The 15162-nt window shown below is 57.5% G+C and carries 12 protein-coding genes; 9 read left to right on the forward strand and 3 right to left on the reverse strand.

All coding sequences use genetic code 11. The annotated features are described in order from the left end of the window. Position 1 precedes the first annotated feature (1 nt). Entirely contained in the window at positions 2 to 370 is a 369-nt protein-coding gene (locus tag GN111_RS26930; RefSeq protein WP_231715568.1) for a hypothetical protein, read from the reverse strand. Positions 371 to 769: 399 nt separating this feature from the next. Here GN111_RS26930 and GN111_RS26935 point away from each other — a divergent pair, with 399 nt between their 5' ends. From GN111_RS26935 to GN111_RS26960, 6 genes are all read left to right on the forward strand, one after another. Next, positions 770 to 1555 carry a glycyl-radical enzyme activating protein gene (locus GN111_RS26935; protein WP_155306711.1) on the forward strand — a complete coding sequence of 262 codons (786 nt, stop codon included), beginning with the start codon at positions 770 to 772 and terminating at the stop codon, positions 1553 to 1555. Positions 1556 to 1558: 3 nt separating this feature from the next. Then, positions 1559 to 3922 carry a trans-4-hydroxy-L-proline dehydratase gene (hypD, locus tag GN111_RS26940; RefSeq protein ID WP_155306712.1) on the forward strand — a complete coding sequence of 788 codons (2364 nt, stop codon included), beginning with the start codon at positions 1559 to 1561 and terminating at the stop codon, positions 3920 to 3922. A gap of 3 nt (positions 3923 to 3925) precedes the next feature. After that, complete coding sequence (locus GN111_RS26945) at positions 3926 to 4630, forward strand: FadR/GntR family transcriptional regulator (RefSeq protein WP_155306713.1); 705 nt, start codon at positions 3926 to 3928, stop codon at positions 4628 to 4630. A 31-nt stretch (positions 4631 to 4661) separates the two neighbouring features. Next, the gene (locus GN111_RS26950) at positions 4662 to 5624 is read left to right on the forward strand and encodes an ornithine cyclodeaminase family protein (protein WP_155306714.1); all 963 of its coding nucleotides are present in this window, start codon (positions 4662 to 4664) and stop codon (positions 5622 to 5624) included. Between the two features lie 145 nt (positions 5625 to 5769). Then, positions 5770 to 6807, forward strand: a complete 1038-nt coding sequence (locus tag GN111_RS26955; protein WP_197740432.1) for a proline racemase family protein — start codon at positions 5770 to 5772, stop codon at positions 6805 to 6807. A 34-nt stretch (positions 6808 to 6841) separates the two neighbouring features. After that, positions 6842 to 7873, forward strand: a complete 1032-nt coding sequence (locus GN111_RS26960; protein ID WP_155306716.1) for a hypothetical protein — start codon at positions 6842 to 6844, stop codon at positions 7871 to 7873. An 11-nt stretch (positions 7874 to 7884) separates the two neighbouring features. Here GN111_RS26960 and GN111_RS26965 read toward each other — a convergent pair whose 3' ends face one another. Beyond that, a complete protein-coding gene (locus GN111_RS26965; RefSeq protein ID WP_155306717.1) occupies positions 7885 to 10011 on the reverse strand; it encodes a hybrid sensor histidine kinase/response regulator in 2127 nt (708 codons plus the stop codon). A 372-nt stretch (positions 10012 to 10383) separates the two neighbouring features. After that, positions 10384 to 11703 (reverse strand): pectin acetylesterase-family hydrolase, encoded by a 1320-nt coding sequence (locus GN111_RS26970; protein WP_155306718.1) that lies wholly within the window; start codon positions 11701 to 11703, stop codon positions 10384 to 10386. A 527-nt stretch (positions 11704 to 12230) separates the two neighbouring features. On the opposite strand from GN111_RS26970, the gene wtpA reads away from it, so the two are divergent. From wtpA to GN111_RS26985, 3 genes are read left to right on the forward strand one after another with little or no spacing between them, the layout of a single operon-like run. Next, the gene (gene wtpA, locus GN111_RS26975; protein WP_155306719.1) at positions 12231 to 13217 is read left to right on the forward strand and encodes a tungstate ABC transporter substrate-binding protein WtpA; all 987 of its coding nucleotides are present in this window, start codon (positions 12231 to 12233) and stop codon (positions 13215 to 13217) included. Then, a complete protein-coding gene (locus GN111_RS26980; RefSeq protein WP_231715569.1) occupies positions 13210 to 14046 on the forward strand; it encodes an ABC transporter permease in 837 nt (278 codons plus the stop codon). Before wtpA ends, GN111_RS26980 begins: the two co-directional genes overlap by 8 nt. Beyond that, positions 14043 to 15074: an ABC transporter ATP-binding protein gene (locus tag GN111_RS26985; RefSeq protein WP_155306721.1), complete on the forward strand. Its 1032-nt coding sequence runs from the start codon at positions 14043 to 14045 to the stop codon at positions 15072 to 15074. Before GN111_RS26980 ends, GN111_RS26985 begins: the two co-directional genes overlap by 4 nt. Positions 15075 to 15162: the final 88 nt, after the last annotated feature.

The following is a 15162-nucleotide window of genomic DNA, read 5'->3' on the forward strand; positions in this document are numbered from 1 at the left end:
GCTATTCGGCGGCTTTGTAACGGCCGCGGTCGATCCGGGTGATTTTTTCCGTTTTGTTCAGTCGAAAAATGATATTGCGGAGCTTTTTGTCGTCGTAGCCGGTCTGTTCCCGGATTTGCGCGATGCCGATTCCGTCGCGGCTGTTCGTGATGATTTCCAGAACCCGTTCCGTAGCGTTTTGGGGGGCTTTCCCGGCGTTGCGCGAAGCTGTCCGCCGGTTTCCGGTGGGAAGCGTCCGGATGAGTTTTTCCAGGCGGTCGAGCCGCAGGTTGATGTTGTCGATATCCCGTTTGGTGGGAATGTTGTAATTGTGCATGAAAAACTTGACCATGGCATCGAAGCTTACCGGTTTGCCTTTTCTTTTTGTCATCCATACCTCCAAGGCGATCATCGCTGCGGGATGCTGTCATTGAGCCAATTGCCGGTGTTTAAAAATACCAGCGCAATCGCGGCCTTTTTTGAAATTAAGAAATAACACCTGCAAAGTCAATGGACAAGCTCCTGAATGTAGGGTAAAAATTGTATGTTCACCTTTCTTCCATGCTCGCGTGGGAACAGAGAAAACGCGGTCTTCGCAGGGGTACGGCGCGCCGTGCCCCTGCATGGAATTCCCGTTATGTGTGTGAGGTATAAATATACGCGACCTCAGTTTTTTTGGGTCAGGTGGTCTGAAGACCTGAAAACATCTTGCCTTCAGGCGAAAAATCGTTGTAAAAAGGGTTCAAGACCTAATGGCCGCTACAACTGGCAACAGATTCATTCTACGATTATGACCCAAGGCACGATTTTCAAAATTAAACGCTATGCCCTTCACGACGGCCCCGGCATTCGCACCACCGTGTTCTTCAAGGGCTGCCCATTGTCGTGCCGGTGGTGTCACAACCCGGAGGGCATCGATCCCCGGCCCGTTTCCATGGTGAAAGCTTCCCCGGAGGGAGCGGTCCATGAGACCGTTGGCGAGGTCATGGAAGTGGCCGAACTGGTGACCGCCATCGAGAAGGACCAGCTCTTTTACGATGAATCCGGCGGCGGTGTAACCTTTTCCGGTGGCGAGCCTCTGGCCCAACCCCGATTTCTGGAGGCGGTGCTTGACGCCTGCAACCGGCGCGACATCCATGCCGCCCTGGACACCAGCGGCTTCGCACCGGCGGCGGTTTTGGACCGGCTGCTGCCCCGGCTGCAACTGGTACTTTTCGACCTTAAAATCATGGATGCGGATCTGCATCGAAAATACACCGGCGTGTCCAACGAATCGATTATAGAGAACCTGAACCGCATCGACGGCGGTTTGACGCCATGGCGCCTGCGGATTCCGTTGATTCCCGGCATGACCGATACACAAACCAACCTGGAGCAGATTGCCCGGTTCGCCGCCGGGCTCAAATCGATCCAGGGAATCGATCTGCTGCCCTTTCACCGCATCGCCAGCGGAAAATACCGCCGCCTGGGGCTCGCCGATCCCATGGCGGGGATCGACCCGCCCTCCCCGGACCATGTGGCCGCCATCAAAGACCGTTTCGAGTCCACCGGATTCGATGTTTCCATTGGAGGATAAACCATGAACGAACGCATCCATCGTCTGCGATCCCGAAGCCTGAAGGCCGTTCCCAGCCTGTCCGACGAGCGGGCTCGCCTGCTGACCGATTTCTATAAGAGCGGCGTCGCCCGAACGGCGCCGGTGCCCATCCAGCGGGCCATGGCCTTTGCCCACATCATGGAAAACAAAGCCATTTGCATCGACCCCGACGAACTGATCGTGGGCGAACGGGGGCCGGCCCCCAAAGCCACCCCCACCTATCCGGAAGTGTGCGTGCACTCTTTAGAGGATCTGGAGATCATTGCCGGCCGCGAGAAGGTGGCCTTTGCCGTGGACGATTCCGTCCGAGATGTCTACCGCGACGAGATCATCCCTTTTTGGCAGGGACACTCCATTCGGGAAACTCTTTTCGCCCAACTGCCCGAGGAATGGCAGGCTGCCTATCATGCCGGTATCTTTACCGAATTTCAGGAGCAACGATCTCCGGGGCACACGGCCTGTGGCAGCAAGATCTACCACAAGGGCATGTTGGACCTGAAAGCCGAGATCGAGGCGACTATCCAAGCGCTGGATTTTTTTAACGACCCGGAAGCCATGGAGAAAAAGAACCAGCTGGAGGCCATGGCCGTTGCCGCAGACGGTATGATTGCTTTTGCCCGGCGCCATGCCGAGGCATTGGAAAAAATGGCCGAAGACGAGGCGGATGAACAGCGCCGGGCCGAACTGGCGCAAATGGCCGCCATTTGCCGACAGGTGCCGGCCCATGCCCCCAGGACCTTTTGGGAGGCGCTGCAAACCTACTGGTTTGTCCACGTGGGGGTCATCACCGAACTCAACCCCTGGGACGCCTTCAATCCCGGTCGGCTGGACCAGCATCTCTACCCCTTTTATAGAAAGGATCTCGAGAAAGGGCGGCTGACCGAGACGCAGGCCAAAGAACTGTTGTGTGCCTTCTGGATCAAGTTCAACAACCATCCGGCGCCGCCCAAAACCGGCGTGACCGCCAAGGAGAGCAATACTTACGTCGATTTTGCCCTGATCAATGTAGGTGGGGTTACGGCCGGCGGCAACGATGCGGTCAACGAACTGAGCTACCTCATTCTGGATGTGATCGAAGAGATGCGCCTGCTGCAGCCCTCTTCCATGGTGCAGTTGAGCAAAAAAAATCCGGACCGGTTCATCAAACGTGCATTGAAGATCGTGCGCACCGGGTTCGGGCAGCCCTCGATCTTCAACAGTGACGCCATCGTCCAGGAACTGGTGCGCCAGGGCAAGAGCCTGGCCGACGCCCGGGAAGGCGGCGCCAGCGGGTGCGTCGAGGCCGGGGCGTTCGGCCGCGAGGCTTATTTTCTTACCGGCTATTTCAACCTGCCCAAGCTGCTGGAGCTTGCCCTGCACAACGGCGTCGATCCCCGGACCGGGTGGCAGCTGGGGCCGGCCACCGGCGATCCCCGCGAGTTTGTCGATTTTGATGCCTTGCTTACCGCCTGGAGCCGTCAGCTCGACCATTTTATCGATATCAAGATTCGCGGCAATAACATGATCGAGCAGATCAACGCCCGGCGGATGCCGGTACCCTTCCTCTCCCTTTGCATCGACGACTGCATTGCCAATGGCCGGGATTACAACGCCGGCGGCGCCCGCTACAACACCACCTACATCCAGGGGGTGGGGCTGGGCTCGGTCACCGATGCCCTGGCGGCCCTCAAGACGCACGTTTTCGAACGGCAGACAGTGAGCATGGATGACTTCCTGGGCGTTCTGGACGCCGACTTTGACGGGCATGACGCTTTTCGGCGGGAGCTTCTGGACAACACCCCCAAGTACGGCAACGACGACGATGCGGCCGACGCGATCCTGCAGATGGTTTTCGAAGCCTATTACCGGGCTGTCGACGGCCGCCCCAATACCCGCGGCGGCGTCCATCGGGTCAATCTGCTGCCCACCACCTGCCATGTCTATTTCGGCAGCGTCATCGGCGCCCTGCCCGACGGCCGCCGGGCCGGTTCGCCGCTGTCCGAGGGCATTTCTCCGGTCCAGGGGGCCGACCGCAACGGTCCCACGGCAGTGGTCCGGTCGGCAGCCAAAATCGATCACTTGCGCACCGGCGGCACCCTGCTCAACCAGAAGTTTTTGCCCCAGGTGTTGGCCGACGATCCCGGCATCACCAAACTGGCCCAGATGGTGCGCACCTATTTCCGCATGGACGGCCACCACATCCAGTTCAACGTGGTGGACCGAAAGACCCTTGAACAGGCCAAGCAATATCCCGACGACTATCGGGACCTCATCGTACGGGTCGCCGGCTACAGCGACTATTTTGTGGATTTGACAGCCGAGCTGCAGGATGAGATTATTCGACGGACTGTCCATGAAGAGATGTAAGCGATGACCTTCGAAACCATCCGCAAAAGTTCGGCGCCGGAAATGGTGGCCGAGCAGATCGTTGCCCAGATCACCGCCGGCGAACTTCAGCCCGGAACCCAACTGCCCGCCCAGCGGGATCTGGCCCGCATGCTGGGGGTAGGGCGCTCGTCGGTTCGCGAGGCCATCAACGCCCTGGTGGTGATGGGCTACCTGGAGCCGCAGCAGGGCAAAGGGACTTTCATCAAAGCGGTCCTTCCCGACGCCAATGGGGGGCTGGAGAAGCTCAATGCCGCCTTTGCCGCCGGTTCCATTTTCGACCTGATGGAGGCCCGCGAACTGCTGGAGTGCCGGTCGGCGGCCCTGGCCGCGGAACGGGCCGATCCCGGTCAAATCCGGATGTTGAAGCGTGTCACGGCCAATGTGGAAGCCTCGGACGAAACCTACGCCGCTTTTCTCGATGCGGATATCCGCTTCCACACGGCGGTGGCCGATGCCGCCGGCAACGTGGTGCTGTGCGAATTGACCAAGCTGGTTTTAGAGAAGGTCGTTGCCCATCACAAGCAGTTGAAGACCGCCCTGCTGCCGGCTTCTTACCGGGAGGTTTCCATTCGGACGGCCGAGCGGGTCGTGGAAGCCATCGAGGCTGGGGACGGCGATGCCGCCGCCCGCTGGATGGCCCGGCATCTTGGGGCCATTCGGGATGAACTGAAACATATTATCGGGTGAATTAACTCAACCAACTTTAGAGGTATTTACCATGCAAATTCGTGTTCTCACTGCTGCAGACGTCCGTGCTTCTCTGTCCATGAGCGCCGCCATAGATGCGGTGGCGGCGGCTTATTCTCAACTGGCCGCCGGCAAGGCCACCATGCCCTTGCGGTCCCGCGTCCACACGGATAAGGGCGTCTCTTTGCTCATGCCGGCCCATCTTCACGACACTGGCGACTTCGCGGTGAAAATCGTTTCCGTATACGGCGGTAACCCGGACCTGGGGTTGCCCACGGTAACGGCCACGGTGCTGGCCATGGATTCCCGAACCGGCATGCCCCTGGCCCTGATGGAGGGAGACAGCCTCACGGCCCTGCGCACCGGTGCGGCCGGGGGCGTGGCGGCCCGCTACCTGGCCAGAAAAGATGCCAAAACCGTTGCCTTGTTCGGGGCCGGCGTCCAGGGGCGTGCCCAACTCCAGGCAGTCATGGCGGTCCGCGATATTTCGCAGGTAGCCATCGTCGATCCTTTCGAGGCGTCTGCCCGGCGCCTGGCCGAAGAGATTGCCGGCTGGCCTAAGGCGCCGGAGGCGGTGGTGGAACCGTCCCCCCAGGCCGCCGTTGCCCAGGCCGATATCGTATTGGCGGCTACCACTTCCAAAACGCCGCTTTTCGACGGCAACGATCTGAAGCCAGGCACCCACGTGACTGGTGTGGGCGCCTTTACTCCCGAGATGCAGGAGATCGACCCGAAAACCATCCATCGGGCGCGGGTGGTGGTCGACCAGCGCGACGCGGTGCTGGCCGAAGCCGGCGACATTATCAAAGCCGAGGCGAAAATTGACGCGGAAATCGGTGAAATCGTCAACGGGGAGAAGCCCGGACGAGAGAATGACGAGGAGATCACCTTCTTCAAATCCGTTGGACTGGCCGTGCAGGACGCGGTGACCGCTGCGGCAGTGCTGAAGGCGGCCGAGGAGAAGGGGTTGGGGACGGTGATCGAAATGTCATAGGTAGAGGGTTGTCTATAAAGGGCCAGACTCGTCATGCCGGACTTGATCCGGCATCCAGAAGGATTCAAATCTCTGGATTCCGGCCTTCGCCGGAATGACGCTAAACTGGAAATATAATACTTTTACAAGACGATCAGGTATGTCGATGCTGGAAAAAATGCGCCAATGGACGCCGCCGGAACACTGGCGGAAAATCACTACCATCGACGCCCACACCGGCGGCGAGCCCTTTCGCATCATTACCGGCGGATTGCCAAAATTGGCAGGCGAAACCATCCTGGCGCGACGGCGAGCCATGATCGAGCGTTTCGACCACCTGCGAACGGCCCTCATGTGGGAGCCGCGCGGCCATGCCGATATGTACGGCTGCATCGTCACCGAGCCGGTGTCCCCCGGAGCGGATTTTGGGGTTCTCTTTTTGCACAACGAGGGCTACAGCTCAATGTGCGGCCACGGCATCATCGGCATGACCACTGTGGCGGTGGAGACGGGCATGGTCAGGGTCGTTGAACCGGTAACCACGGTGCGTATCGACGCCCCGGCCGGTCTGGTGACCGCCCATGCCCGGTTGCAGAACGGCCATGTCAAAAGCGTCTTCTTCCACAACGTCCCTTCGTTCGTCTATGCTCTGGACCGGACGGTCGACGTGCCCGGACTGGGAACGGTGCGCTACGATATCGCTTACGGCGGGGCGTTTTACGCTTTTGTCAGGGCCGAGGACCTGAACGTCACCACGGCACCGCAAGACTTCAATGTTCTCATAGACAAGGGTATGGCCGTCAAACGGGCCGTCATGGCCGCCGGCCCGGTTATGCACCCCTTCGAGGAAGACCTGAGTTTTCTTTACGGCACCATTATTGTCGGTCCGCCCCGCAGCAAGGGGGTACATTCCAGCAACGTGTGCATCTTCGCCGAAGGGGAGGTGGACCGCTGCCCCACCGGCACCGGGGTGAGCGCCCGCCTGGCCCTGCACCATGCGCGTGGAGAGGTCGGCATCGACGAATCTATCGTCATCGAGAGTATTTTGGGGACCCGCTTTACCGGCAGGGTCGTCGAGGCCACCACGTTCGGGGAGTTCGATGCTGTCATTCCCGAAGTGGAGGGCAGCGCCTGGATCACCGGTCGCAACGAATTCCTCATGGATCCGGAAGATCCGTTGAAAGACGGATTTATTTTCCGTTAGCATAAAACCCCGAGAAGCGAGGAGGACTCACGCCATGGAATTTATCGCCACCCGCAAAGAGACCCAAATTCTCAACCCTGCCAAAGACCTGGCCTTGCGATCCATTCCCAGCGAAATTCGTGTCGATCCATTGACTGGAAGGACGGCCCGCATCTGTCATTTCATGAAGCTGCAGTGGCAAAAGCCCGATTTCGATCAGTTGGTCGCGGGGACTGAGAAGACCTGTCCCTTCTGCCCGGACAAAGTCCTGAAAATCACCCCCTTGTTTCCCAGGGAAATCCTGCCGGAAGGTCGGTTGATCGACGAGGACCGGATTCTTTTTCCCAACATCGCACCTTACGACACCCTGGGCGCTGTGGCCACCATGGGTGACCGCCACTATATTCCCATGACGGAGATTTCCGTCGAGCGTATCGTCCGCTCGTTCAACCTGGCTTTTGACTTTTTCCGCCGGGTCGAAGCCGTCGACCATCCGGAAGCGGTCTACCACCTGATCAACTGGAACTATATGCCCCCCGCCGGAAGTTCCCTGATTCATCCCCACCTGCAGGTGTTCTCGACCGCATCGGCTCCCAATTTGATGCGCCAGGAGCTGGATGCCGCAAAGGGGTATCTGGAGGCTAACCAGAGCAATTACTGGGAGGATTTGGTTGCCCATGAAAAGGCGGACAGAGAGCGGTATCTCGGTGCCATCGGTCGGACCCATTGGATGAGTGCCTACGCCCCCATGGGCGTGGCCGGAGACGTTCTGGCCGTGGTTTCGGGAGCGCGCTCCACCCTGGAACTCACCGACCAAGATCTTCGGGATCTGGCCGATGGTCTCACCCGTCTCATGGCAGGCTACGACCGGATGGGCATTTACAGCTTCAATATGAATTTTTTCACGGGGGCCAAAGACGATGCCGCCGCCCGTTTCCATCTTCTCTTCTCGCCCCGGACATTTTTTAACCAGGCCTTGGGAGCCACGGACGTTGGCGCCCTGCGAAATCTGTTCAACGAAACGATTTGCATGGCCTTCCCGGAAGAGATTAAGACGATGTTGGAACCTGATTTCGACCTACTTTAGTCGGGAAATGATCAGCGCAGTGCCTTTTTGACGGTTTTGGCCATTTCAAGAAGGGTGTAGGGCTTTTTCAAGTAGCATGCGGCCCCCAATTTCAGGGCCTGGACAACCCTCTGGGTTTCGGAATAGCCGCTGGCGATGACGGCCCGCTGCTTGGGATGCGTCTTTAGAATTTGCCGGTAGGTTTCCAGACCATCTATTCCAGGTTCCATGATCATGTCCAGGATCAGCAGATCGGTCCGATTATTGGCCATCCATGCAACCGCTTCTTCGCCGCTGGCAACGGCGTCGGTCCGGTAACCCAGTTTTTTCAGCATGCCGGTGGCGACAATGCGCTGCTCGGCAACGTCGTCCACTACCAGGGCGTGGTCACCGTTGCCCATGAATTTTTCGACCGCCTCGTCTTCACGATCACGCTCGGCAATCTGACGGCTGGACGGAAGATAGAGGTCGAACCGGGCACCTTTTCCGGGGTGACTGATTACATCCACATAGCCGCCGTTGTCCTTGGCCGTTCCCCAGACCACAGCCAGACCCAAACCCGTTCCGCTGCGTCCCATCACCTTTTTGGTGAAAAACGGTTCGAAGATCCGTTCCATATCCTTGGTCGCCATCCCTTGCCCGGTATCCGAAACGGAAAGGACGGTGTAGGCTCCGGGTTCGATCAGCTCATAGCCGGTATGGGCGGAATTCAGGATACAGTTCCGGGTTTCAATGGTTACCGTGCCGCCTTCGGAGATGGATTCGGCGGCGTTAGACACGAGGTTCATTACCGTTTTGCCAAGTTGGGCAACAGCCCCCGTAACGGTGCTCAAATGCGGATCTAAAACGGAGGCGAAGCGAACACCGGGATGGTACCTGGCCAATTCGGCGTGTTCGGGGCTGCCCAGGTATTCGGTGACAACGGCGTTCAAGTCGGCCACCTGCCGGGTCGGCACGCCGCGACGAGCCAGGGTTAACAGGTCTTTGACGATGGCTGCGGCCTTTTCTCCGGATTTTTTAATGGTTTCCAAAGGCGTTCGCAAAGAGCTGTCCTGCGGAAGATCCATGAGCAAAAGTTCGGGATAGCTCATGACGCCCGAGAGAATGTTGTTGAGGTCATGGGCCACGCCTCCGGCCAGGGTACCGATGGCCTCCATTTTTTCCGACCGCTGGATTTTGGCCTGCAGTTCCTGCTTTTCCTTTTCGGCGGCCTTCAATTCGCTGATATCCATGACGGCGACAATGGCTCCCTGGCTGGCGTCTTTAGGCGTCAGGGGCCGAATTTTGATGTGGCAGGGCAGATGGGTGCCGTCTTTTCGAACGAGGTGGGTGTCGGGCAGGTCGATGGAGGACTGACCGATCCGGTAAGCCATTTGTCTGACATGGTCCACTTTGGCGATGTCCGGGAAAAAGCGGAGAATGTCGGGATCGACGGGTTCGCCTGAGTCATAGCCGATCATTGAGATCATGGTTTCATTGGTCCACTGCGATTTTCGATCCTTAACCTGGGCGATGCCTACCGGCGAGGCCGCCAAGGTGGTTTTTAACGTTTTTTCACTCTCTTCCAGGGCCTGCTGGGCTTTTTCGCTGGCCCGGGAATACTGATAGGCCATGTACCCCAAAACAACGAAATTGACCGCGATGTTGATGATATCGGCACTGTTTTCCAGAAAAGGGGAGAGGGAGTGGGACGGAGAAGCCGCCTGAAAATGGATATTCAGGGCCAGATAAGTACCCATCAATAAGCATAGGGAAAGGATGTTGATCGCTTGTTTCCACGGTGCGATGAAAACGAAGACCGTAAGACTCAAAATGTAATACTGAAAGCCACTGTCCCAACCGTAGGCCAGGGCACACAGGCTGGAATGGAAGGCGACTTCAGTCACCCACAGCCCAAAGGCCAGGGCATGCTGTCGGCGATGATTCAAAAACAGGCAAAAGGCATCCAGAATCACGCAGAGAAGATTGTAAAAAAAGACATGGGCGGCGCCCAGAACCCAGAAGATGGGAATGAATGCACTGTGTCCCACCAGTGCGAAGACGAACATGAAATTGCTGGCAATAAAGTAGCGATGATAGCGGCCGGGCAGGTCGAATGGGATCCCGAACAACTTTCTGAAAAGGCGTTGACGATAGGTGGGTGGAGCCGCTGCGTCCAAAATGACACTCCTTCTTGGGTGCCCGTTTCCCGGACAACAGTGGAGTTATCGGCAATTTCTTTCAAATCTGAAGGAGGATCTGTATTGCCTTCATCGTGATGAACAGGGGTAAAAAGACTTTTCTAAAGCTGGGAGATCGTCAGGTAGGTGACGGGGTCCAGTTCGATGGTATTCGATGACTCAAAGCCCAGCCGTGTTACGATCTGATCCAGGGCGGAGAGAAAGGCGGTAAAATCGATGAGGTCGAAGCTGATTTTACCGGCGGGCGATGGGTTTTTGGGGCATGGTTGTTTTCATGAGGGCTCCCCGGGCAGGGATTTGCCTGGGGAGCCCGTTTTTGTTTGGGGTTATGGACTCAGGGGCGGCATAGATCTATTGGTCGGCGGTTTGCAGGAGTACATCCAAAGCGCCGCAGTTTTCGCATTCAACGTTGTGCCAGAGATACCTGTCCCAGCCGTGCCTGTAATGTCTACCATGCCTGCCATATAAAGGACTTGCCACCATAGCCGCGACCCACTCGGCGAAGGGAACGCCATCGACCTCTTCTGTGTAGAATTTCGGTGATCGTAGAATGGTGTGGTCCGTACCCGCTGCAATGTAATAGCGATAGTTGTAGGTATAATCGGCCGTAGCATAAGCGAAGCCGATCATCTGCTGGTGCCATTCGAGCCAAGGGGCATAGTCATCAATATTTCCATCATCATCTGCAACCGGCCAATTGTAGGGAGCGTTTTCATGATTGATATTTTTCATCACGTTATAGAAAAACACCTGGGTGCCGTCCCAGGCCGTGGTGTACTGGGCCAGTCGGCTGAAGGGGTGCCACCAAGCCAAGGTGGTGTAGATTTCGGCGATGGTGGTGTCCACTTGATAGCCATCGGGGAAAATCCATCGGGGCATCTGGACATTCCAGTTAAATACCCCTTCCGTGTTGAACTGGCCAGCCGTCACCCCGTTGCCCGCATCGCCCAGTAGATAGACCCGGGACCAGGGAAAGGCTTTCTTGATATAGGCAAAGGCCATGGCGGCGCCGTAGCTGCCGGCACTGGAACCGGTGACGAAAATGCGTCCGGGGTAGCGGGCGTTGTCCTTGAGCCATTTGAGCACCACCTGGAAATTGACGAAGCCGCGATGTTTGATTGTTTGCGGTACACCGCTATATGCCCCTAAAGAATCAGCATATTCCGCATCGTTGGCCCCCCAGTGCAGATCGCCGGTGCAGTAAGGGATGTATACGAATCCCCATTTCTTGAAGGGGTTTTTCGGGTTGCCGGTGTCAAAGATGCCCATGTCCGTCGTATCGGCGAAACTGGCTAAGGTTTCCTGCTGGTCTTCGGAATAGGTGTGCACATACAGGCAGTTCATGGAGTCCCAGCAGGCACCACCTCCCTGAAAAAAAATTACCAGGTCGTTCTGTTGGCCCTCTTTTGCAAAAAAAGTAAATTTTGAGTCATATGTTATTATTTGACCCGTTTCTGGATCTTTATGGGGTGGACAAGAAGAACATGAAGGGGTGAGCCCGAGGTAGGTAAAATTTGGGTACACTTCATCGGGATCGATCTCCGTCCACTCGCCTGTCGTGCCCGGGCCGAAAAAAGGCCGGTGCTTCTTGTGTTTGGCCAATGCCGGCGAGACGATCAGCAAGAAGGTGATCGAAAGGAGTATCGGCAGCAAAAATCGGACGTTTTTCATGATCGAGTGCTCCTGTATGATGTGGGTGTTGAAAAAAGGGACACAAGACAGTGGCCACGGGAAATCGGATCGCCTTTTCTATTGGTGACGCCGAAACCACGCACCAACTTTAAGGCGCTGCGGCGGCCCGCCAGGAGGAATATTTGATTGTATCGGAATCAGGGTTGCACAAAGTTTAGTGGAGTCTGGCGGGTGAGTCAACCCATATGGCACAATCAACTTTGGCTTCGCGGCAACGCATTGGTGTTTTACCGGCCCCGGAGAAAGGGATTTTCATCGCGGCCGTTAGGGTTCGATCCCCTGCCAAAGGTTGGGATGATAGAGACGATTCGATTCAAGACTGTCATTTTTGGTTGGTTTTGGTTGGTTTTAGGAAGACAACCCAAACGATATTCAAAACAATTTGACTCCGGCCAGGGCTGCTTTTAAAGATAAGAGGATGGTTTTTGTGCATTTGTTCGATTGTCTTCCCGCCTCATCTGGAAAGAGAAGCGAAAATTATTTACCTGTCAACCGGAGGAGAAGTCATGCGCCAATCATTTTCAAAACGACCGATGGTTTCCATCCTGTTTACCGTTTTCCTGATCACCGCAGTCGGCATCCTGCCTGCGGCCGCAGGGGAGAAGGTCATCATTTTTCACGCCGGCAGCCTGACCGTACCGCTGGCCAAGATTGAAAAGGACTTCGAGGCGGCCAATCCCGGTATCGTCGTCCTGCGCGAAGCCGGCGGCAGCACCAAGATGGCACGCATGATTTCCGAACTGGGCAAGCCCGCCGACATCATGGCCTCGGCCGACTTCAAGGTGATCGACAAAACCCTGATTCCGAAACACGCCGACTGGAATATCCGGTTTGCCACCAACCAGCTTGTACTGTGCTATACGGACAAGAGCCGCCATGCAGACGAGATCAATGCCGACAACTGGTACGAAATTCTGGCCAGGAAAGGGGTCGTCTGGGGCCATTCGGATCCCAACCTGGATCCCTGCGGGTACCGCAGCCTGATGGTGCTGCAACTGGCCGAGAAATTCTACAACCAACCCGGATTGTACGACCGGCTGATCGCCAACCGGCCCGAGAAGAACGTGCGGCCCAAATCCGTCGAACTGGTTTCGCTGCTCAAAACCGGCAACATGGATTACGCCTGGGAATACCTCAGCGTGGCCGTGCAGCACGAATTGAAGTACGTCAAACTGGACGATCACATCAATCTTGGCAACTACAAATATGACAAGTTCTACGCCCAAGCTCAGGTAAAAGTCACCGGCAAAAAGCCCGGCACCTGGATCACCCGCACCGGTAAATCCTGCACCTACGGCATTACGCAGGTCAAGAACGCCCCCAATCCCGACGGCGCCACCCGCTTTCTGGAGTACATGCTTTCCGCCGACGGCGGGTTGAAAGTCCTCAAGGAGATGGGCCAACCACCATTCGTTCCCTGCCGGGTGACGACCCAGGCCGTCAAGGATGCCCTGCCCGGAAACCTCGGGAAGCTGGTGGAGGTTCGTGAGTAATACGGTTCAAAGCGCAGCCCTGCCAGGGTCCAGGTCTCGTAGTCGGCAAAGCCGGGACCCGTTTCTCTGGCTGGCAGTGGCCAGCAGCGCCGTCATTGTTGCCTTCATCCTGGTTCCCCTGGTGGAGATGATGACGCAGCCCACCCTGGCTTCCCTCAAGGAAACGCTGATGGACCGGGATGTCATCCGGTCCATCAGGCTCAGCATCGTCACGTCAAGTTCGGCGGCCCTCATCGCCCTGGTGTTCGGCACGCCGCTGGCCTACCTGCTGGCCCGTCGCCGATTCCCGGGCAAGAAGATTCTGGAAAGCGTGATCGATCTGCCTATCATGATTCCCCATCCGGTGGTGGGCATCGCCCTTTTGAGTATCGCCGGCCGGAACCATCCCATCGGGCGGGTGATGCAGTCGGTGGGCATCGAGGTCATGGGGACTGTTACCGGACTGATTGCCGTTCTAACCTTTGTGGGATTGCCCTTTTACATCAATACGGTCAAGGCGGGGTTCGAAGAGATCTCGCCGCGGCTGGAGCATGTCTCCCGAAGCCTGGGGGCCTCGGCCGGCGGCACCTTCTTCCGGGTGACGCTTCCGCTGGCCTGGCGGCACATGGTTGTCGGGGCCATCATGTGTACGGCCCGGGCGGTGAGCGAGTTCGGCGCCGTGGTGATCGTGGCCTACCATCCCATGACGGCGCCGGTGATGATTTACGAACGGTTCACCGCATACGGCCTCAAGTACTCCCAGCCGGTGGCCGTTTGGTTGATCCTGGTCTGCCTCGTTCTCTTTCTGCTGCTGCGAATCTTCTCGTTGAAACCCAAGGCGGCGTCATGATCCGGATCGAGAACCTCAGCGTCCGCCTGCCGGGATTTTCTTTGGGGCCCGTGGACCTTTGCGTCGAAGAGGGAGAATTTTTCTGCCTGCTGGGCCCCACCGGGTCGGGAAAAACCCTCATCCTGGAATCGGTGGCCGGCCTCGTCCGGGTTTCCCACGGACGGATCATGGTTTCGGACCGGAACGTTACCGGACTACCGCCGGAACGCCGCGGTGTGGGCATCGTTTACCAGGACTGCGCCCTGTTCCCCCACCTGAGTGTCGAGAAAAACATCCATTACGGCTTGCGCTACCACAACGGCGTCAATTCGGACGGGCATGTCCGTTGCCGCGATCTTGTCGAGCGTTTAGGATTGGCCCATCTGTTGAGCCGGTCCGTGACCACCCTCAGCGGCGGGGAGAAGCAGCGGGTTGCGTTGGCTCGGGCGTTGGCCACGGCCCCCTCGGTCCTTTTGCTGGACGAGCCCCTGGCGGCCTTGGACCCCTGTTTCCGGGAGGAGATCCGCGATCTCTTCCGCAGCCTGCACAGCGAAACCGGAATTACCGTGCTGATGGTGACCCACGATTTTACCGATGCTCACACCCTGGCCCAGCGGGTGGCCATCCTTCACGACGGCCGTATCGAACAGACCGGCAGCGCCGACACGGTGTTCCGGAAGCCGGCCACGACCTTTGTCGCCGATTTCGTGGGCATGCAGAATGTCCTCCCGGCCCGTGTGGAAAGCGGTATTCTGATCGTCGACGGCCTGAACCTGGCCATGCCGGCGGAAAACGGTCACCATAGCTTTGCCGCCATCCGTCCGGAGCATGTTCATGTCCTGCCGAAAAGCCACGATGCCGGTGAAGAAGGAATTCCCGGCCGGATTCGTTCCATCGTCAACCAGGGTCTGTTTGCCGAACTGGCCGTGGAGGCCTCCGGCGTGACCGTCAAAGCCGTAATGCTGACCAGTTCGCTGATGGAGAATGAGTTTCGCCAGGGAGGGCAGGTTTCTCTGCGCATCGATCCGGCGGACGTTCATTTGATCTGAAAGCGGTTGTGCGTCACTAAAAGCAGGACATCACGTAATTTTTTCTTTCAATGGTTGAATCGAATGTCGAGCTACTCTCATTGAAAGA

Origin of the sequence: Desulfosarcina widdelii (assembly GCF_009688965.1) — a bacterium.
Classification (GTDB): Bacteria; Desulfobacterota; Desulfobacteria; order Desulfobacterales; family Desulfosarcinaceae; genus Desulfosarcina; species Desulfosarcina widdelii.

Coding starts and splice junctions, on each gene's coding strand:
- wtpA (WP_155306719.1), top strand. CDS start 12,231: ATGCGCCAATCATTTTCAAAACGACCGATGGTTTCCATCCTGTTTACC.
- GN111_RS26970 (WP_155306718.1), bottom strand. CDS start 11,703: ATGAAAAACGTCCGATTTTTGCTGCCGATACTCCTTTCGATCACCTTC.
- hypD (WP_155306712.1), top strand. CDS start 1,559: ATGAACGAACGCATCCATCGTCTGCGATCCCGAAGCCTGAAGGCCGTT.
- GN111_RS26950 (WP_155306714.1), top strand. CDS start 4,662: ATGCAAATTCGTGTTCTCACTGCTGCAGACGTCCGTGCTTCTCTGTCC.
- GN111_RS26935 (WP_155306711.1), top strand. CDS start 770: ATGACCCAAGGCACGATTTTCAAAATTAAACGCTATGCCCTTCACGAC.
- GN111_RS26985 (WP_155306721.1), top strand. CDS start 14,043: ATGATCCGGATCGAGAACCTCAGCGTCCGCCTGCCGGGATTTTCTTTG.
- GN111_RS26945 (WP_155306713.1), top strand. CDS start 3,926: ATGACCTTCGAAACCATCCGCAAAAGTTCGGCGCCGGAAATGGTGGCC.
- GN111_RS26930 (WP_231715568.1), bottom strand. CDS start 370: ATGACAAAAAGAAAAGGCAAACCGGTAAGCTTCGATGCCATGGTCAAG.
- GN111_RS26960 (WP_155306716.1), top strand. CDS start 6,842: ATGGAATTTATCGCCACCCGCAAAGAGACCCAAATTCTCAACCCTGCC.
- GN111_RS26955 (WP_197740432.1), top strand. CDS start 5,770: ATGCTGGAAAAAATGCGCCAATGGACGCCGCCGGAACACTGGCGGAAA.